18 protein-coding genes are annotated in these 18931 nt (G+C 73.3%); 6 read left to right on the top strand and 12 right to left on the bottom strand.

Going from position 1 to position 18931, the window contains the following annotated elements; translation table 11 throughout:
• Positions 1 to 10 precede the first annotated feature (10 nt).
• Both EV386_RS04325 and EV386_RS04320 read right to left on the bottom strand, forming a co-directional pair.
• Positions 11 to 1540: a hypothetical protein gene (locus tag EV386_RS04325; RefSeq protein WP_130412658.1), complete on the bottom strand. Its 1530-nt coding sequence runs from the start codon at positions 1538 to 1540 to the stop codon at positions 11 to 13.
• On the bottom strand, positions 1537 to 2235 hold the full coding sequence (locus tag EV386_RS04320) for an ABC transporter ATP-binding protein (RefSeq protein ID WP_130412656.1): 699 nt from the start codon (positions 2233 to 2235) through the stop codon (positions 1537 to 1539). Before EV386_RS04320 ends, EV386_RS04325 begins: the two co-directional genes overlap by 4 nt.
• Before the next feature lie 289 nt (positions 2236 to 2524).
• Here EV386_RS04320 and EV386_RS04315 point away from each other — a divergent pair, with 289 nt between their 5' ends.
• From EV386_RS04315 to EV386_RS04305, 3 genes are read left to right on the top strand one after another with little or no spacing between them, the layout of a single operon-like run.
• A complete protein-coding gene (locus EV386_RS04315) occupies positions 2525 to 3403 on the top strand; it encodes an alpha/beta hydrolase (protein ID WP_130412654.1) in 879 nt (292 codons plus the stop codon).
• Between the two features lie 38 nt (positions 3404 to 3441).
• Complete coding sequence (locus EV386_RS04310; RefSeq protein ID WP_130412652.1) at positions 3442 to 3735, top strand: YciI family protein; 294 nt, start codon at positions 3442 to 3444, stop codon at positions 3733 to 3735.
• Positions 3732 to 4271, top strand: coding sequence for a P-loop NTPase family protein (locus EV386_RS04305; RefSeq protein ID WP_130412650.1), 540 nt, complete (start codon positions 3732 to 3734; stop codon positions 4269 to 4271). The genes EV386_RS04310 and EV386_RS04305 overlap by 4 nt, the downstream gene beginning before the upstream one ends.
• A gap of 6 nt (positions 4272 to 4277) precedes the next feature.
• Here the strand turns inward: EV386_RS04305 and EV386_RS04300 are convergent, their stop codons facing one another.
• The 3 genes from EV386_RS04300 to uvrB all read right to left on the bottom strand — a co-directional run bounded on the left by EV386_RS04300 (position 4278) and on the right by uvrB (position 8612).
• Positions 4278 to 5264, bottom strand: a complete 987-nt coding sequence (locus EV386_RS04300; RefSeq protein ID WP_130412648.1) for a TerC family protein — start codon at positions 5262 to 5264, stop codon at positions 4278 to 4280.
• On the bottom strand, positions 5264 to 6295 hold the full coding sequence (locus tag EV386_RS04295; protein WP_130412646.1) for a TerC family protein: 1032 nt from the start codon (positions 6293 to 6295) through the stop codon (positions 5264 to 5266). The genes EV386_RS04300 and EV386_RS04295 overlap by 1 nt, the downstream gene beginning before the upstream one ends.
• A gap of 202 nt (positions 6296 to 6497) precedes the next feature.
• Positions 6498 to 8612 (bottom strand): excinuclease ABC subunit UvrB, encoded by a 2115-nt coding sequence (gene uvrB, locus EV386_RS04290; RefSeq protein ID WP_130412644.1) that lies wholly within the window; start codon positions 8610 to 8612, stop codon positions 6498 to 6500.
• A 173-nt stretch (positions 8613 to 8785) separates the two neighbouring features.
• Between uvrB and EV386_RS04285 the strand changes: the two genes are divergently transcribed.
• The gene (locus EV386_RS04285; RefSeq protein ID WP_165399836.1) at positions 8786 to 9520 is read left to right on the top strand and encodes a sortase domain-containing protein; all 735 of its coding nucleotides are present in this window, start codon (positions 8786 to 8788) and stop codon (positions 9518 to 9520) included.
• Here the strand turns inward: EV386_RS04285 and coaE are convergent.
• Both coaE and EV386_RS04275 read right to left on the bottom strand, forming a co-directional pair.
• Positions 9454 to 10080 (bottom strand): dephospho-CoA kinase, encoded by a 627-nt coding sequence (coaE, locus tag EV386_RS04280; protein WP_130412640.1) that lies wholly within the window; start codon positions 10078 to 10080, stop codon positions 9454 to 9456. The two genes, EV386_RS04285 and coaE, sit on opposite strands and share 67 nt — an antisense overlap.
• Positions 10081 to 10095: 15 nt before the next feature.
• On the bottom strand, positions 10096 to 10536 hold the full coding sequence (locus tag EV386_RS04275; protein ID WP_130412638.1) for a MarR family winged helix-turn-helix transcriptional regulator: 441 nt from the start codon (positions 10534 to 10536) through the stop codon (positions 10096 to 10098).
• An 81-nt stretch (positions 10537 to 10617) separates the two neighbouring features.
• On the opposite strand from EV386_RS04275, the gene EV386_RS04270 reads away from it, so the two are divergent.
• Positions 10618 to 12522 carry an ABC transporter ATP-binding protein gene (locus EV386_RS04270; RefSeq protein WP_130412636.1) on the top strand — a complete coding sequence of 635 codons (1905 nt, stop codon included), beginning with the start codon at positions 10618 to 10620 and terminating at the stop codon, positions 12520 to 12522.
• Positions 12523 to 12592: 70 nt separating this feature from the next.
• On the opposite strand, the gene EV386_RS04265 is transcribed toward EV386_RS04270, so the two are convergent.
• From EV386_RS04265 to EV386_RS04250, 4 genes are all read right to left on the bottom strand, one after another.
• A complete protein-coding gene (locus tag EV386_RS04265; RefSeq protein WP_130412634.1) occupies positions 12593 to 13483 on the bottom strand; it encodes a TIGR01777 family oxidoreductase in 891 nt (296 codons plus the stop codon).
• 11 nt (positions 13484 to 13494) lie between these two features.
• Positions 13495 to 14046 (bottom strand): NUDIX domain-containing protein, encoded by a 552-nt coding sequence (locus EV386_RS04260; RefSeq protein ID WP_130412632.1) that lies wholly within the window; start codon positions 14044 to 14046, stop codon positions 13495 to 13497.
• Between the two features lie 85 nt (positions 14047 to 14131).
• Entirely contained in the window at positions 14132 to 15598 is a 1467-nt protein-coding gene (gene rpsA, locus EV386_RS04255) for a 30S ribosomal protein S1 (RefSeq protein WP_130412630.1), read from the bottom strand.
• 165 nt (positions 15599 to 15763) lie between these two features.
• Complete coding sequence (locus tag EV386_RS04250; RefSeq protein WP_130412628.1) at positions 15764 to 16789, bottom strand: 6-phosphofructokinase; 1026 nt, start codon at positions 16787 to 16789, stop codon at positions 15764 to 15766.
• Positions 16790 to 16931: 142 nt separating this feature from the next.
• On the opposite strand from EV386_RS04250, the gene EV386_RS04245 reads away from it, so the two are divergent.
• Positions 16932 to 17735 carry a class I SAM-dependent methyltransferase gene (locus tag EV386_RS04245; protein WP_130412626.1) on the top strand — a complete coding sequence of 268 codons (804 nt, stop codon included), beginning with the start codon at positions 16932 to 16934 and terminating at the stop codon, positions 17733 to 17735.
• On the opposite strand, the gene EV386_RS04240 is transcribed toward EV386_RS04245, so the two are convergent.
• The gene (locus EV386_RS04240; protein ID WP_207216467.1) at positions 17690 to 18871 is read right to left on the bottom strand and encodes a DMT family transporter; all 1182 of its coding nucleotides are present in this window, start codon (positions 18869 to 18871) and stop codon (positions 17690 to 17692) included. The genes EV386_RS04245 and EV386_RS04240 overlap by 46 nt on opposite strands.
• Between the last annotated feature and the right edge of the window lie 60 nt (positions 18872 to 18931).

The raw sequence follows: 18931 nt of genomic DNA, 5'->3' as shown, positions 1-18931 counted from the left end.
TCGATCGCCGCTACGCGCGCTCGGCCCGCTGCGCCGCGAGCGCGCCCAGCCCCGCGGCGACGAGCGCGGCGAGCGCCGGGCCGCCGACCGCGCCGCTGACACCGCCGAGCGCCCAGGCCGCCGCGGCGACGACGAGCCACCCACGCACCGCGAAGGCGATGACGTTGAGCGGCGACAGGTCGCCCAGCGGGGTGATGACCGGGGCGTAGAGCGCCGCGGGGACCGTCGGCGTGCTCGCGACCCAGGCGCGCGCGGCGAGCGCGACCGCGCCGAGCGCGACCGCGTCGCCCGCCGCCCCGCGCGTCCCGACGGTGAGCGCCGCGCCCGCCCAGCCGATCAGGAGCGCGAGCCCGGCCGCCAGGGCCGGGACGTCGAGGTGGGCCAGGAGCACACGGCGTCCCCGGCCGGGCAGGAGGCCGCCTGGGGCAGGTTGGCGCAGGAACGCGACCAGGCCGCGCGCCCACCCACCGCTCGCGGCGTACAGCGCGAGGGCTCCGGCCACCAGCGCGCCGGTCGACGTCGAGGCGGCCAGCAGCCAGGCTCCCCCTACGCCCGCGACCGTCGCCGCGGCCGTGGTCGCGGGTCTGCGGCGCAGGCCGACCAGGTCGCGTGCGAGCACCGGCGTGCGGCGCAGCAGCGAGCGGGCCCCTCCGCCCTCGAACGGGCGGCGCGAGCCCGCGAACCGGGCGGGGATCAGGCGCGAGACGGCGAGCAGGTCGCCGAGGGCCAACCCCGCGGCCGCCCGGCCGGCCCGGGCGCCGCGTGCGGCGACCTCGTCGACGTCGAGCTCGCGCGGCACGGCGCGCAGCACGAGCCACCACGCGCCGACCACGGCGAGCCCGGCGACCGCCAGCGCGCCGGCCCACTCGGTCCATGGCACGGGGCAGGCGACGTACTGCCCGGTGGCGAGGTCCACGCAGGCGATCGCCGGCTCGGCGCGCTCCCCCGGCGCGGCCGCCACGCCCAGCGCGAGCAGGGCAAGGGCGGCGGCGTCGGCCGAGCGACGCCATCGCCGCGCCTGGGCGACCGCGCCGAGCGCGACGGCGACCTCACCCGCCGCGGCGCCGAGCGCGGCCCACACCAGGACACCTCGGATCCCCTGGACGCCACTGGCCCGCCCGCCCACCGACGCCGCCGCGCCGACGAACGCCCCGACCACGGCGGCCGCGACCAGCGCGAGGGCGCCGCGTCCGCGCAGCACGGCGTCGGGCCGGAACTGCCCGCCGAGGGCGAACACCGCCTCACGCGCCGTGACCGACAGCGGCAGGCCCACACGCGCCAGCGCCACACCGCCCACGGCGGCGAGACCGCACGCGATCGGCGCGACGCGCCCGAGCGGCCACGTGAGCGAGGTCGACCCCAGTCCCAGCGACGCCAGGAACGACCAGAGCATCGAGCCGTAGACCGCGGCGACGAACGCCGTGACGTAGAGGACGTACGCGGCCTCGGCGCCGCTGCGCGAGCGCTCGCGCAGCAGCGGCCGCCGCCAGGCGCGGTAGGCCGCCGCGCCCGCGGGGTCGCGCGAGCCCGCGGCCGTCATCGTGTGGGCGCCGCGAGCTCGACCTCTCGACCCCGCCGCCCGCCACCGGGTCGCTCGCCCGTCAGGTCGGCGCGGAACGCCAGGTCGTGGGTGGCGACCACGAGCGTGCGCCCGGCGTCGAGGGCGGCGCGGAGCATCGCGCGGGCGCGCTCGCGCCAGTCGGCGTCGAGCCGTTGCTCTGGCTCGTCGAGCACCACCACCGCGGCCGGCCGGTAGAGGGTGCATGCGAGCGCGAACATCTGCGACTCGCCCGACGACAGCTCGCCCGGGTACTGGTCGCGCACGCGCGTCAGCCCCGCCGCGGCGAGCGTGTCATCGACGCCCGGGGCCGGGCGCGCGCCCAGCCGATGGCGCGGGCCCCAGGCCGCGGCGATGAGGGCGAGGTGCTCGGCCACGGTGAGGTCGGGGTAGGCGGGCAGCCCGTCGAGCAGCACCGCGAGGTCCTCGCGGCGGCGTCGTCGCGCCTCGAAGGCAGGCATCCCCAGCACGTCCACGGCGCCCGACGTCGGCAGGTCGGCGCCCGCGACCAGGCGCAGCAGCGTCGTCTTGCCCGACCCGTTGCGGCCGGCGACCACGAGCGCCTCTCCGGGACCGACCTCGGCCGAGGTGGCGCCCAGCGCCTCGACGGCGCCGTGCGCGCGAGTCGCCTCGCGCACGCTCACGACGGGCGCCGCGGGACCGTCGTCGGACGTCATGCGCCCACCCTAGCCAGCGGCCTGGCCCAGACCCCGGCTCCTTGGGCGATCACCTGCCCGTCGCTGCGCCGTCGCTCGCGCGGATCGCGGCGACCTCGGCGCCGACGTACGCTTCGACCAGGTCCTCTTTGCCAGGGAAGTGACGGTGGCGCGTCGCGCGTGACCTGGCCCTCGGCGTCTGATCGACGCCGCCCGCGTGGACGCCCTCGGTGCGCAGGGGCGCGTCACCGCTCGTCTCACCAGCCGGACGGGGCCTCCCCCGGCTCCCCTCACCGCAAGGACCGAGACCATGAACGCCACCACCCCGGCCGACTCTGCGGCCACCGCGTCGAGCAAGCCCCCGGTCGTCCTCATCCACGGGCTCTGGATGACCCCCACGAGCTGGGACACCTGGGCCGAGCGGTTCCGCGCCGCCGGCCACGAGGTCATCGTCCCGGGCTGGCCCGGCATCGACGACCGCTCCCCCGCGGACGTCCGCCGCGATCCGTCGGCGCTGCGCGGCGTCGGCCTCACACAGATCGTCGACCACTACGAGCGCGTGATCCGCGCGCTTCCAGTCACGCCGATCATCATGGGGCACTCGTTCGGCGGCCTCATCACGCAACTGCTCGCCGACCGCGGCCTCGGCGCCGCGTACGTCGCAGTGGCGCCCGGGCAGCCCGCGGGCATCCCGACTCTCCCCCCGTCGACGGCGTGGACCGGCGCCCCCATCCTGAGCAACCCGTTCGCCCGAGGCGGCGCCAAGCCGCTGAGCAAGCGGCACTTCCACTTCACGTTCGGCAACGACCTGCCCCGCGCCGCGAGCGACCTCCTGTGGGCCGAGCAGGCGGTGCCCAGCGTCAACCGCGTCTTCTTCGAGGGCGTCGCCGGCGCCGTGACCGGCCGAGGCCCCTCGCGCGTCGACTTCGGGCGCGTCGGGCGCGCTCCACTCCTGGTCATCACAGGCGACCGCGACCACGTCGTCCCACCGGCCATCGGCAGGGCGATCGTCAAGCGCTACGCCAAGTCCGGGTCCCCCGCCGTCGTCGAGTACCGCGAGTACCCGGGCCGCACCCACCGGCTGGTCTCGCAGGACGGCTGGCAGGAGATCGCCGACGACGCGCTGGCGTGGGCGACGTCGCACCTGGACGCCGCCGCGCCCGCCGCGCCCGCCGCGCCCATGGTGTGATCTGCCGCCGGGAGCCCGCGTCTGCTTGGATGGCCGCCATGGCCGTCTTCGCCGTCACCTACGAGTACGCCCACGACCCCGAGCGCCTCGACGCGTCGCGGCCCGCGCACCGCGCGTTCCTCGGCGCGCTGCACGAGGCGGGAAGGGTGATCGTCTCCGGACCGCTGCCCGCCGACGACGCCGCCCCCGCGGGCGCGCTCATCCTCCTCGACGCGCCCGACCCCACCTCAGCCCGTGCGCTGCTCGACGACGACCCCTTCCGCCGCGAGGGCCTGGTCGCGCAGCGCACCGTGCGCGAGTGGGTTCCCGTGATCGGCTCGCTCGCGCGATGACCACCCCGCGACGCGTGCGCGTCGTCGGGAACTCGGGCTCCGGCAAGACGACGCTCGCCCGCGCGCTCGCGCGGCGACTGGACGTCCCGCATCTGGAGCTGGACGCCGTCTTCTGGGACGCGGGCTGGACGCACCGCGACCTGGGCGAGGCCCACGGTCGCCTGGCGGCCTTCCTCGCCGGCCCCGGCGCCGCCGGGTGGGTGGTCGACGGCAACTGGAGCACGGCGCTGAACGGAGCCCTCGACGACGTCGAGGTGATGCTGTGGCTCGACTACCCGCGGCGTGTGGTCATGCCGCGCGTGCTGTGGCGGACCGTGCTGCGGGGCGTGACCCGACGCGAGCTGTGGCACGGCAACCGCGAGCGGCTCGCCAACCTCGTGCGCCGCGACCCCGAGGAGAACATCGTGCGGTGGGCCTGGACCCAGCACGACGCCTACCGGGAGCGGTACACCGCCCTCTCGGGCGCCGATCCGCGCGTGGTGCGGCTGCGCTCGCCGCGCGAGGCGCGGGACTGGTTGCGCTCCCTGAGCGTCTGACCCGCCTCAATCCGCCAGCGACTCGCGCGCGCGGGTCCGCATCAGGCTCGCGACCGTCGCGATCGCGAGCGACCCCAGGATCACCAGCAGCGAGAGCCAGATCGGGATCTCGGGCGCCCACGCCACCCCCCGCCCCCCGTTGATGAACGACAACTGGTTGGCGTGCAGCGCCTCGAGGATGAGCTTGAGGCCGATGAACCCGAGGATCGTCGCGAGCGCGTACGGCAGGTACACCAGGCGCTCAAGCAGCCCGCCCAGCAGGAAGTAGAGCTGGCGCAGGCCCATGAGCGCGAACAGGTTGGTCGAGAACACGATGAACGGGTCGTGCGTGAGGCCGAAGATCGCGGGGATCGAGTCGAGCGCGAACAGCACGTCGGTCGAGCCGATGGCCACGAACACCACGACCATGGGCGTGAACAGCCGCTTGCCGTCGACGACGGTGCGCAGCCGACCGTCGTCGTAGGCGGTGTGCAGCGGCAGCACGCGCCGCAGGCCGCGGATGACGGCGTTCTCCTCGAACTCCTCGGGGTCGTCGTCTCCGCGCAGCAGCTTGATCGCGGTGTAGATGAGGAAGGCCCCGAACAGGTAGAACACCCACACGAACCGCTCGATGACCGCGGCTCCGGCGAGGATGAACGCGGCGCGCAGCACGAGCGCGACGATGATGCCGACCATGAGGACGCGCTGCTGGTAGTCCCGCGGCACCGCAAACCTGGTCATGATGATGACGAACACGAACAGGTTGTCGACGCTGAGGGAGTACTCGGTGAGCCAGCCCGCGACGAACTCCCCGGCGGGCGCCTGCCCGCCCACGGCCCACAGCACCCCGCCGAACACCACGGCGAGCGCCACGTAGAAGGCGACCCACAGGGCGCTCTCGCGCATGCTGGGCACGTGCGGGCGGCGCGCGACGACGAGGAGGTCGGCGACGAGCAGCACCCCCATCGCCGTCAGCGCGGCGACCTCGAACCAGGTCGGCAGCTCGTGGACCATCAACGCTCCTTGCTCTGGGGGACGGCACGGGCGCCGGCCTGCGGGTGGGCGGCGGCGAGCGCGCGCACCCGCCGGTCGCGCTGCAGTGAGGCGAATGTCGTGACCGCCAGGACCACGACGATGAAGCCTAGCGAGGCCGCGGTCGGGATCTCCGGGACGAGGGTGACGTGGCGGCCACTGTTGACGAACGGCAGCTCGTTGGTGTGCAGCGCGTGGACCAGCAGCTTGACGCCGATGAACCCGAGGATCGCCGCGAGCCCGTAGCCGAGGTAGACGAGGCGGTCGAGCAGCCCGTCGACCAGGAAGAAGAGTTGGCGCAGGCCCAGCAGCGAGAACGCGTTGGCGGCGAACACGAGGAACGTCTGCTCGGTGAGGCCGAAGATCGCCGGAATGGAGTCGACGGCGAACAGCAGGTCAGCCGAACCGATCGCGATCATGACCACGAGCATCGGCGTGATGAGCAGCCGACCGTCGGACCGGGTGGTGAGCCGGTCGCCGGCATAGGCCGACGACGTCGGCAGCACCCGGCGCACGAACCGCAGCACACCGTTCTCGTGGAACTCCTCGTCGTGGTCGTTCGCGTGCCTCAGCTGCGCGATGGCCGTCCACACCAGGAACGCGCCGAACAGGTAGAAGACCCAGGAGAACGTGGCGATGAGCGCGGCGCCGGCCACGATGAACGTGGTCCGCAGCACGAGCGCGACCGTGACGCCGACGAGCAGCACCTTTTGCTGGTACTCCCGCGGCACACGGAAGCTCGACATGATCAGCACGAACACGAACAGGTTGTCGACGCTCAGCGACTTCTCGGTGACGTAACCGGCGAAGTACTCACCGCCGTACTCGGCGCCCCAGACGAGCCACACCAGCGCGCCGAAGGCCACCGCGACGCCGACATAGATCGCCGACCAGCGGGCCGCCTCGCGCAGGGTCGGGGCGTGCGGGGTGCGCACGTGGCCGACGTAGTCGACGGCGAGCATTGCCACGATCGCGGCGACGGTCAGGGCCCAGGCCCAGAAGGGCACGGTCACAGGCGAAACCTCTCGGTGGGTAGGACGAAGCACCGAAGGTCTTCCTCCCCGCGCGAGCGCGCGGGCGGCGGAGCCGGACGGGCATCCTCACCCGCCGTGCTGACGACTCCCCCGTGACGAGGTACTCCCCTCCACGGGACGTACTCTACGGTAACCGCCGATCGGCCTGCGCCGACGTCCACACGGGGGCTGTGACCTGCGATTATGCGGTGGCTGCCTGCATTTGTCGCAACTCCTTCTTGAGCCCCGCGATCTCGTCGCGCAGGCGCGCGGCGACCTCGAACTGCAGCTCTGCGGCCGCGGCGTGCATCTGGTCGGACAGCTCCTGGATGAGCTCGGCGAGCTCTCCCGCGGCGGCCCCCGCGAGGCGGTTGCCCGTGGTGGCGCCCTCCTTGGGGCTGCCTGGCACCGGCGCCTTGGCCCGGCGCGCGCCGGGGTCGACCGCCTTGCGGTAACCGCCCGCGAGAAGCTGTTGGGTGTCGATGTCCTCGCGCGCGAGCATGTCGGTGACGTCGGCGATCTTCTTGCGCAACGGCTGGGGGTCGACGCCGTTGTCGCGGTTGTAGGCGACCTGCTTCTCGCGGCGCCTGTTGGTCTCCTCGATGGCCTGGGCCATCGCGGGTGTCACCTTGTCGGCGTACATGTGCACCTGCCCCGTGACGTTGCGCGCCGCGCGGCCGATGGTCTGGATGAGCGACGTGGCCGAGCGCAGGAAGCCCTCCTTGTCGGCGTCGAGGATCGCCACGAGCGAGACCTCGGGCAGGTCGAGGCCCTCGCGAAGCAGGTTGATGCCCACCAGCACGTCGAACTGGCCCAGGCGCAGCTCACGCAGCAGCTCGACGCGGCGCAGCGTGTCGACCTCGGAGTGCAGGTACTGCACACGCACGCCCTTCTCCAGGAAGTAGTCCGTGAGGTCCTCGGCCATCTTCTTGGTCAGCGTGGTGACCAGGACGCGCTCGTCGCGTTCGGTCCGGGCGCGGATCTCCTCGAGCAGGTCGTCGATCTGTCCGGTCGTGGGCTTGACCACGACCTCCGGGTCCACCAGGCCCGTGGGCCGGATGACCTGTTCGACGACGCCGTCGGACAGGGACAGCTCGTACGGGCCGGGGGTCGCCGACAGGTAGACCGTCTGTCCGATGCGCTCAACGAACTCCTCCCAGCGCAGCGGCCGGTTGTCCATCGCGGACGGCAGGCGGAACCCGTGCTCCACGAGCGAGCGCTTGCGCGACATGTCGCCCTCGAACATCGCGCCGATCTGCGGCACGGTCTGGTGCGACTCGTCGATGACGAGCAGGAAGTCCTCGGGGAAGTAGTCGAGCAAGGTGTTGGGCGGCGTGCCTGGCGCGCGCCCGTCGATGTGCATCGAGTAGTTCTCGATGCCGTTGCACGAGCCGATCTGCCGCATCATCTCGATGTCGTAGGTGGTGCGCATGCGCAGGCGCTGCGCCTCGAGCAGCTTGTTCTGCCGCTCCAGCGTGGCCAGGCGCTCCCCGAGCTCGGTCTCGATGCCCTGGATGGCGCGCTCCATGCGCTCGGGGCCCGCGACATAGTGCGTCGCGGGGAACAGGTAGACGCTCTGCTCCTGACGCACCACCTCGCCGGTGAGCGGGTGCAGCGTCGCGATCGCCTCGATCTCGTCGCCGAAGAACTCGATGCGCACCGCGAGCTCCTCGTAGACCGGGATGATCTCGACCGTATCGCCGCGCACGCGGAACGTGCCGCGGGTGAACGCGAGGTCGTTGCGGGTGTACTGCATCTGCACGAACCGCCGCAGCATCTGGTCGCGGTCCACCACGTCGCCGACGTCGAGCCGGACCATGCGGTCGACGTACTCCTGCGGGGTGCCCAGGCCGTAGATGCAGCTGACCGAGGCGACGACGACGACGTCGCGCCTGGTGAGCAGGTTCGACGTCGCCGAGTGCCGCAGCCTCTCGACCTCGTCGTTGATCGAGCTGTCCTTCTCGATGTAGGTGTCCGTCTGCGCGATGTACGCCTCAGGCTGGTAGTAGTCGTAGTAGGAGACGAAGTACTCGACCGCGTTGTGGGGCAGCAGTTCGCGGAACTCCGTCGCGAGCTGCGCGGCGAGCGTCTTGTTGGGCGCCATGACCAGCGTCGGGCGCTGCAGCCTCTCGATGAGCCACGCCGTCGTCGCGCTCTTGCCGGTGCCCGTGGCGCCCAGCAGCACGACGTCCTTCTCGCCCGCCTGGATCCGCCGGGTCAGGTCGTCGATCGCCGTCGGCTGGTCACCCGACGGGGTGTACTCCGAGATGACCTCGAACGGGGCCACCGCGCGCTGCAGATCGGTCACGGGTCGCATGTCACCACCGTAAGCCGCGGGTCCGACATCGGTGTCCGACCCACGGCCCGGGCTCCGGCCCGGCCGAAGCGGGTGAGTGCTGCTAGCCTCGGGCGAGCATGCTGGGCGACGACGACCACAGGAGAGGACGACCGGTGTTGCGACGACTCGACCCGGTCCGGATCCTGTCTGCCTTGACCTTGCTGGCCGCAGTGGTGCTGGCGGGTTGGTGGGCGTGGGAGAACCTGGGCACGTCGTGGCGCGCCAATCACGCGGAGGCGACCGCGCTCGACGCGTACACGAGCGACCATCCGCTCCCCGACCAGGTCGGCGAACTGCGTGACGACCTGGACAACGCGCCGCCGGGGCCGGCCGCCGGGACCATGGGCGTGCTGTGGGTCCCGTCGTGGGCCGGCGAGCAGGGCGTGCGGCGCGACACGCACGACGGGCGCACGCCCATCGTGGTCGGCGTCACCAACGCCGTGCTCGCGCGCGGCGCGGCGGGCTGGTTCCCGCAGAGCCCGGCGCCGGGCGAGGTCGGCAACACGGCGCTCGCCGGGCACCGGCGCACCTACGGCGACAACTTCCTGCACATCGACGACCTGGTCGCGGGCGACGCCATCGTGGTCGAGACGCCCCAGGCGTGGTTCGTCTACGAGGTGCGCGTCCCGGGCTACCTGGTCGATCCCGCGCGCGGCGCCGAGGTGCTGGCGCCCGCGCCCGCCGGGCTGCGCGACGGCGGCCGGTACCTCACGCTCGTGTCATGCCACTCGGTGACCGACGGTGAGTGGGGCAACGACCACCGCATGATCGTGCACGCCGAGCAGGTCGGCTGGCTCCCCCACGACGCCGGCGTGCCGCCTCAGCTCGCGGGGCTCGCCTCGGCGTCGGCCTCGGCGGCGACGCGCTCCCACAGCACGTCGACCTGAGCCTCGAGCGCCTCGCGCGAGCCAGACCCGTCGAGCACGACGTCAGCCACGGACAGCCGTTCGTCGTCGGGCGCCTGCGCGGCGACGCGCGCCCGGGCTGCGGGCTCGTCGAGGCCGCGCTGCGAGACCAGGCGCGTGATGCGCACCTCGACGGGCGCGTCGACGACGACGAGCAGCCCGAAGTGGTCGGCCTGGCCCGTCTCGACCAGCAGCGGGATGTCGTGCACGACGACGGCGCGCGCGTCGCGGGCGGCCGCGGCGGCCTCGCGCTCGGCGGCCAGGCGCCGCACCTCGGGGTGCACGATCCGCTCGAGCGCCCGGCGCGCGTCGTCGTCAGCGAAGACGCGCACGCCGAGCGCGGGCCGGTCGAGTGACCCGTCGGACGCGATGACCCCGGGGCCGAAGGCCTCGGCGATCCGCTCCAGGCCCACCGAGCCGGGCGCGACGGCGTCGCGCGCGAGCTGGTCGTGGTCGATGACGACGGCGCCGAGCGCGGCGAGGCGCCGCGAGACGACGGTCTTGCCCGCCGCGATGCCGCCGGTCAGTCCGATGCGGAGCATGGCGACCATCCTGCCCTACGGCTGCGGCCCGTCGTCTGCCGCGACGACGCGCAGCAGCCGCACGAGCTCCTCGCGCGCTGGTGGGGAGAGCCGGCTCAGCCGCGCGGCGGCCCCCCGGCGCCGTTCGAGCGACACGCGCGCCAGGGCCTCGCGGCCGGCGTCGGTGAGCTCGACCAGGCGCGCGCGCCGGTCGCGGGGATCGGCCAGGCGGCGCACGAACCCGTCGGCCTCCGCCTGATCGATCTTGGTCGTCACCGAGCGCGGCGCGACGTCGAGGGCTTCGGCCAGGTCGACGGCGCGCAGCGGGCTGCGCGCGTGCGCCAGCACGCGCAGCAGCCGCAGTTGGCCCGGGGTCACCCCCGCGGCGCCCGACCCCGCCGCGTCGCGCCGCAGACCACGGCTGGCGGCGTGCAGGGCGTCCACGAAGGCCCAGGCGACGTCGTCATGGTGCTCCATACGGGGAATACTACCGGCACTCCTGAGGTTCCCACATGATGAGTTATCCTCAGCATATCGACGTCCCGCCCAGGAGGCCCCATGACGATGCCCCACTCCCCGATGAACGGCCGCGGCGGTGGCCGCGGCATGCGCACCTTCCTCCAAGACTCCTCGGTGACCGAGCACCAGTTGGCGCGCCCGACGCTGCGCCGCGTGCTCGCCTTCGCGAGGCCGTACCGGGGCCGCCTCACGCTCTTTCTGCTCCTGCTCGCGATCGACGCCGCCGCCGGCGCCGCGACGCCCCTGCTCTTCCGCCACCTCATCGACGACGGCATCGGCGCGGGTGACCGCCGCCTGGTCGTCGTGCTCGCCACGGCCGCGGCGGTCCTCGCGCTCGTCTCGGCCGGACTGTCGGTCGCCGAGCGATGGGTGTCCTCGTTCGTCGGCGAGGGGCTGATCCTCGACCTGCGCACCGCGGTCTTCGACCACGTGCAGCGCATGCCGCTCGCCTTCTTCTCGCGCACGCGCACCGGAGCCCTCGTGCAGCGGCTCAACGGCGACGTGCTCGGCGCCCAGCAGGCCTTCACCTCGACGTTGCAGACCGTCGTCTCCAACGGGCTGACCATCGTGTTCACGCTCGCCGCGATGTTCGCCATGTCGTGGCGGCTCACACTGCTCGCCCTGGTGCTGCTGCCCGCGTTCGTGGCGCCCGCGCGGTGGTTCGGCAAGCGCCTGGCGACACTGACCCGGGAGGGCTACGAGCTCAACGCCGACGCCGGCCAGCTCATGAACGAGCGCTTCAACGTCGCCGGGGCGCACCTGGCCAAGGTGTTCGGCGACCCCGCCCGCGAGTCGGCGCGCTACGAGGCCACGGCCCGCAAGCTGCGCGACCTCGGGGTGCGCCGCGCCCTGCTGGGCACGTGGTTCCGTGTCGGTCTGACGACGCTCGCGTCGCTCGCCGTCGCGGTCGTCTACGGGCTCGGCGGCCTTCAGGCCATCTCCGGCGAGCTCACCGTCGGCGTCGTCGTCGCCATGACCGCATTCCTCGGACGCCTGTACGGTCCGCTGACCGCGATGAGCAATGTGCAGGTCGACGTCATGACCGCGCTGGTCAGCTTCGAGCGCGTGCTTGAGGTGCTCGACCTGACCCCGGCCATCGCCGAGCGGCCGGGCGCCGCCGATCTGCGCGCGGCCGTCACCGCGCGCGGCGCCGGCGTCGAGCTCGACGGCGTCTGGTTCCGCTACCCGCGCGCCGACGAGGTCTCGCTCGCCTCGCTCGAGTCCGTCGCGACGCTGCGCGGCGACCCCACCGACGACACGCTCAAGGAGGTGTCGTTCGCCGTGCCACCGGGCGCCATGGTCGCCCTCGTCGGCCCGTCGGGCGCGGGCAAGACCACGATCTCGCAGCTCGTCTCACGCATGTACGACCCGACCGCGGGCGCCGTGCGGATCGCGGGACTCGACCTGCGCGACGTCACGCTCGACTCGCTGCGCGGCACGGTCGGCGTCGTGTCGCAGGAGGCGCACCTCTTCCACGACACGATCGCGGAGAACCTGCGGTTCGCTCGCCCCGAGGCGAGCGACGCCGACCTTGAGGCCGCGCTGCGCGGCGCACACGTGTGGGACCTGGTGGCGAGCCTGCCCGAGGGCCTGGACACCGTCGTCGGCGACCGCGGCTACCGGCTGTCGGGCGGCGAGCGCCAGCGTCTGGCGATCGCACGGCTGCTGCTCAAGGCGCCCGACGTCGTCGTGCTCGACGAGGCCACCGCGCACCTCGACTCGGAGAGCGAGGCGGCCGTCCAGGCGGCCCTCGACCGGGCGCTGGTGGGCCGCACCAGCCTGGTCATCGCACACCGCCTGTCGACCGTCCGGGCGGCCGACCTCATCGTCGTGCTCGACGGCGGCCGCGTCGTCGAGTCGGGCACGCACACCGACCTGCTCGCGGCCGGAGGGCTCTACGCGGACCTGCACGCGACGCAGTTCGCCCACGAGCCCGCGGCCTGACACGCGAACGGCGCGCGGTCCCAGCGCCGTGAGCGCGCCATGCGCGCGCCGTCGCACCGAAAGCACACGGTCACAGGGACGCGAGCGCCTCGTCCAGGTCGGGGTGGCGGAAGCGGAAGCCGGCGCGCTCCAGCGCCGCCGGCACGGCCCGCTGGCTCACGAACAGCAGCGACTCGACCAGCGGCCCGACGCCGAACGGGAGCGCCGTCGCCAGGCGCGGGATCGTCAGGGGCGCCCGCCGACCGAGCGAGCGGGCGAAGGACCGGGCGAACTGGGCGTTGGTCACCGGGTGCGGCGACACGAGATTGGCGGCGCCGGCCAGTGACGGCGTCTCGATGGCGTGGCGGATCGCCGCGACCTCGTCGTCGAGGTGGATCCACGACATCCACTGCCGCCCGTCGCCGGCCTTCGCGCCGAGCCCGAGCCGGAACGCCACGCGCTGCGGACCGAGTGCGCCTCCCGAGGTGGCCAGGACCATGCCCGTGCGCACGTGGACCACGCGCACACCGGCCTCGCGCGCGGCGCGCGTCGCCGCCTCCCATGCGACACACACGCGGGCGAGGAAGTCACCGCCGGGCTCGGCGTCCTCGGTGAGCACCTGGTCGCCGCGGCTGCCGTAGTACCCGACAGCCGACCCGGACACGAGCACCCGCGGCGGCCGCGCCAGGCGCGCCATCGCGCCGGCGAGCAGTGCGGCGCCGTCGCGGCGGCTGCCCAAAATCCGCTCCCGTCGCGCCGCGCTCCAGGGTCCAGAGGCCACCCCTTGGCCCGCGAGGTGCACGACGGCGTCGAGGCCCTCCAGTCCCGAGCCGTCGATCACACCCCGCTCCGGGTCCCAGGCGACGCCCGCGCCCGGGCGGCCCGGGCGCACCAACGGCACGACACGGTGGCCGTCGGCCGTGAGCGACCAGGTCAGCGCGCGTCCGATCAGACCGCTGGCGCCGGAGACGGCGATGTCCATGGCGCGCTGCCTCAGCTCACGCCGACGTGTCCGCCGGCGAGGGCCAGCGCGAGGGCGGCCATGGTCTCGCCGTCGGTGATCTCGCCGCTGGCCATCATGGCGAGCGCCGTGCCGAACGGGACCCAGCGCACCTGCTCGATGCCCTCCTCGGCCTGGGACATGGCCAGCGCCGCGTCACGTGCCGTGCGCAGCCCTCTCGCGACGAACACAACCTCGGGAGCCACGCACACGCCGTTGAGCGCGTTCATGGCGCCCACGCGCACCCACTCGTCCGCCTCCAGACCGGCCTCCTCGCGCAGCTCACGCTGCGCCGCGACCAGCGCCGGCTCGCCGTCGCTGCCGCCCGCGACGACCTCGAGCGAGCGGCCGACCGTGTAGCGGTCGACGTCGACCAGCAGGACCCGGTCCGCGTCATCGAGCGCGACGACGAAGACCGCCGGATGTCGCATCTCCACGACGCCGTAGAGGCCGTCGCGCCCGTCGGGCATGACCACCTCGTCCTCCCTGACGCGGATCCACTGGTTCGAGTATGCGGTGCGGGACGAGCGAGTGCGCCAGGCCATGGGGCCACCCTAGACAACGGCGAAGGCCCGCCACCCCCGAGGGGTGGCGGGCCTTCGCGTGCGATCAGGCGATCGGCTCAGGCGGTCAGTTGCCGGTGAGCTTCTCGCGCAGCGCGGCGAGCGCCTCGTCCGAGGCGAGCGTGCCGGTCGCCTCCACGGCCGGAGCGGCCGAGGAGTAGGACGACGAGCCGCCGCCCGTCGCGGTGTCGGCCGCGGCGTCCGCGTCGGCCGCGTAGGCCGCGCGCACCTGCTCGCGGTGAGCCGTCCAGCGCTCGTGGGCCTTGGCGTACTCGGCCTCCCAGGCCTCGCGCTGCGCCTCGAAGCCCTCGAGCCACTCGTTGGTCTCCGGGTCGAAGCCCTCGGGGTACTTGTACTCCCCGTTCTCGTCGTACTCGGCGGCCATGCCGTACAGCGCGGGGTCGAAGTCCTCGGACTCCGGGTCCACGCCCTCGTTGGCCTGCTTGAGCGACAGCGAGATGCGGCGGCGCTCCAGGTCGATGTCGATGACCTTGACGAACACCTCCTGGCCCACCGTGACGACCTGCTCAGGCAGCTCGACGTGGCGCACGGCCAGCTCCGAGATGTGCACGAGGCCCTCGATGCCGTCCTCGACGCGCACGAACGCGCCGAACGGGACGAGCTTGGTGACCTTGCCGGGCACGACCTGGCCGATGGCGTGGGTGCGCGCGAAGGTCTGCCACGGGTCCTCCTGCGTCGCCTTGAGCGACAGGGAGACACGCTCGCGGTCGAAGTCGACGTCGAGCACCTCGACCGTGACCTCCTGGCCGACCTCGACGACCTCGGACGGGTGGTCGATGTGCTTCCAGGACAGCTCCGAGACGTGCACCAGACCGTCGACGCCGCCGAGGTCCACGAACGCGCCGAAGTTGACGATCGACGAGACGACACCGGGGCGGACCTGGCCCTTCTGCAGGGTCTGCAGGAAGGTCGAGCGCACCTCGGACTGCGTCTGCTCGAGCCAGGCGCGGCGCGAGAGCACGACGTTGTTGCGGTTCTTGTCGAGCTCGATGATCTTCGCCTCGATCTCCTTGCCGACGTACGGCATGAGGTCGCGGACACGACGCATCTCCACGAGCGAGGCGGGCAGGAAGCCGCGAAGACCGATGTCGAGGATGAGGCCGCCCTTGACGACCTCGATGACGGTGCCGGTGACGACGCCGTCCTCCTCCTTGATCTTCTCGATCGTGCCCCAGGCGCGCTCGTACTGGGCGCGCTTCTTGGACAGGATCAGGCGACCCTCCTTGTCCTCCTTCTGGAGGACCAGGGCCTCGACGACGTCGCCGAGGCTCACGACCTCGGACGGGTCGACGTCGTGCTTGATGGACAGCTCGCGCGAGGGGATCACACCCTCGGTCTTGTAGCCGATGTCGAGGAGGACCTCGTCACGGTCGACCTTGACGATCGTGCCCTCGACGATGTCACCATCGTTGAAGTTCTTGATGGTGGCGTCGATGGCGGCAAGAAGGTCTTCCTCGGTGCCGATGTCGTTGACGGCGACCTGCGGGACGGACCTCGTAGTGGGGATGGTCATGAAGTGGATGCTCCGATGTGGACAAGGAGTCGTGCGGACAGGGGCTTGGCGCCTCGACCACCTGTCGGCGGGCGCACGGCACCGCCGACCATCCTAGCGACGGCGGGCACGGAGGGTCAATCCGCGCTCACGCAGGTCACGGACGGGGTCAGGGCGACGCTCAGGTCAGGCCAGCGTCTGGGCCACGTCGAGCAGCTCGGTGGGCACGTGCTTGACCTTGCCGGCGATCTCGGACAGCGGCACCAGCACGATCTCGTCGCCGCGCAGCGCCGTCATCATCCCCGTCTCGCCGCGGGTCACCGCGTCGATCGCGGCGACGCCGAAGCGCGAGCCCAGGATGCGGTCGGCCGCCGTCGGCGAGCCACCACGCTGGATGTGGCCGAGCACCGTCACACGGGTGTCGAACCCGGTGCGGTCGGCGATCTCCACCTTGAGGCGCTCCGAGATCGACCCGGCGACGATCTCGCCGAACCGCCCCAGCTGCGTCTCGTACTGCATCGACGTGCCCTCGGCGGGCACCGCGCCCTCGGCCACGACGATGATCGAGAAGCTCGCGTGCGCCCGGTGGCGGTGCTTGAGGAACTTGACGATCTTGTCGATGTCGAAGGGCTGCTCGGGGGCGAGCACCACCTCGGCGCCGCCCGCGATGCCCGCGGTCGCGGCGATCCAGCCGGCCGTGCGGCCCATGACCTCGACGAGCATGACGCGGTTGTGCGACTCGGCCGTGGTGTGGATGCGGTCGACGGCCTCGGTCGCGATGGTCACCGCGGTGTCGAATCCGATCGAGCGGTCGGTGCCCCACACGTCGTTGTCGATCGTCTTGGGGATCGCGACGATGCGGATGCCCGCCTCGGCGACCTTGCTCGCGGCGTGCAGCGTGCCGTCACCGCCGACGACGATGAGCGCCTCGATGCGCTCGGCCTCGAGCGTCGACAGGACCGCGTCCATGCCGCCGTCGTCCGAGTGCGGGTGGTAGCGCGCCGTTCCGAGCAGCGTTCCGCCCGTCGCCAGGACGTTGCGGATGTGCTGGCGCCCCAGTTGCATGACGTCGCCGTCAGCCAGGCCGCGCCAGCCGTTGCGGAAGCCCACGATCGAGTGACCGTGGCGGCCCTCGCCCCGCTTGACCACGGCCCTGATCGCCGCGTTCAGTCCGGGAACGTCCCCGCCACCGGTCAGCAGTCCGACTCGCACGCATCCTCCAGGTCTTCGACGTCCCCAGGTCCTCGGCGCGCTGATTGCGCACCGCCTCGATCCTATCGATGTGGCCTGTCCACGTCGTGTCGGAGACGCCTCGTGTGGCCCCACGCGCCAGTTCACCCGGCAGGATGGGCGCATGAGCGAGATCGAGTCGGTCGGCTACCGCCACGTCCCCGACGCTGAGGGCGGGGCTGCGGGCCGCGGGTGGTGGGACGCGCACGCCGCCGAGTACCTCGACGAGCACCGCGAGTTCCTCGGCGACGCCGGGTTCCGTTGGGGGCCCGAGGGCCTCACCGAGGCGCAGGCGCACCTGCTCGGCGACGTGGCCGGGCGCCGGGTGCTCGAGGTCGGCGCGGGCGGCGCGCAGTGCTCACGCTGGCTGGCCACGCGCGGCGCCGACGTCGTGGCCACCGACGTCTCGCACGGCATGCTCGCCGCCGCCGCGAGGCTCGACGCCGCCACGGGCGCGCGCGTCCCGGTGCTGCAGGCGGACGCGCGGGCGCTGCCGTTCGCCGACGCCTCGTTCGACGTCGCGTTCACCTCGTTCGGCGCCATCCCGTTCGTGCCCGACGCCGCGCGCGTCCACGCCGAGGCGGCCCGGGTGCTGCGTCCGGGCGGCCGCTGGGTGTTCTCGGTGACGCACCCGCTGCGCTGGGCGTTCCCCGACGATCCGACGACGCGCGGGCTGACGGCGCACCGCTCCTACTTCGACCGCCGCCCCTACGTCGAGCAGGACGCGTCGGGACGTGTGGTGTACGCCGAGTACCACCGCACGGTGGGCGACCACGTGCGCGACGTCGTCACGGCGGGCCTGCGCCTGCTCGACCTGGTCGAGCCCGAGTGGCCCGCCTGGAACGACCAGGTCTGGGGCGGCTGGGGCCCCGAGCGCGGCGCCTACCTGCCGGGGACCGCCGTCTTCGTCTGCGAGCGTCCCGCCTGAGCGGAGCCGTCCGCGGGCGCGGCGGCCCGGCGGCCCGAGGAGAGGGCCGGGACCGCGATCGCGGCGAGCGTCAGCGCGACGCCCACGAGCGTGGTGAGCGAGGGCGCGACGCCCGTGGCGACGTCGAGCAGGAGCGCTCCGGTGATCTGGCCCGCGATGAGCGACAGCGCGAGCAGCAGCGCGCCGATGCGGTGCACGACGGCGGCCGCGGTGCCGATGAACACCACGCCCAGCGCCCCACCGGTGTACATCCACCACTCGCCCGGCAGACCGCCGTCGGGCAGGCCCTGGATGGCGAGCGAGACGGCCAGGACGACAAGCAGGGCCATCGTGCCGACGAGGAAGTTGACGAACGTCGCGGCCAGCGCGCCGGCGCCGCGGTCGACACGGTCGCCGAACGGGGCGTGGCTCGCGGTCGTCTCGACGCGGCCGTTGACCGCGTGCTGCGCGGCGACGAACACGCCGGCGACCAGCGGCAGCGCGACCAGGCCCAGGTGCTCGGCGGAGCCGAGGCGCGGCCACTGGCTGACGACGACGGCGGCCACCGCGAGCGCCGGCCCGACCGCGCGGCCGGGGGTGATGGCGCGCTTGCCGCCCGGGGCGAACCCGAGCCGGTCGCACACCAGAGAGCTGACCGACTGGCCCGCGGTGACCGCGACGACGAACAGCGCGACGCCCAACGAGCCGACCGTCATGCCCTGGGCGGTGACGAACAGGCCGCCCGCCGCGCCGCCGATGACCTGGAACCAGCGCAGGCGGCCGATGCCGGGCACGCCGCGATGCGCGGCCCGGACGGCCTCGCTCGCGCCCTGGCGCCCCGCGCGCAGGCTGGCGGCGACACGCCGCAGGCCGGTGCGCGTCTTGGGCGAGATGGCGACGAGGAGCGTCAGGATGGCCAGCGCCGAGGCGAAGTTGATCGTGGCGGCGAGGAACCCGTTGCCGAGGGCTGCGCCGAACGAGCCGTTGACGCGGCTTTGGACGGCCGAGACGAGGCCGGCGCCGAAGGCGGCGGCCTCTGCGGCGACGCGCAGCCGCGCGGCTCGGCGCGCCGCGTCGTCGTCGAGCGGGCGGGGCGCATCCGAGCGCGTGGGGCCGGATCCGTGGCCGGCGCGCTCGGTCGTGGGGGTGGTGGTCACGAGCCTCCAGGCTAGGAGCGCGGCGACCGCCGTTCGGCCGGCGGGCGGGCTGCGCGCGGC

Source organism: Xylanimonas ulmi, assembly GCF_004216535.1.
Taxonomy (GTDB): domain Bacteria; phylum Actinomycetota; class Actinomycetes; order Actinomycetales; family Cellulomonadaceae; genus Xylanimonas; species Xylanimonas ulmi.
The sequence above is the reverse complement of the archived record's forward strand: the minus strand, read 5'-3'. Positions and strand labels throughout refer to the sequence as shown.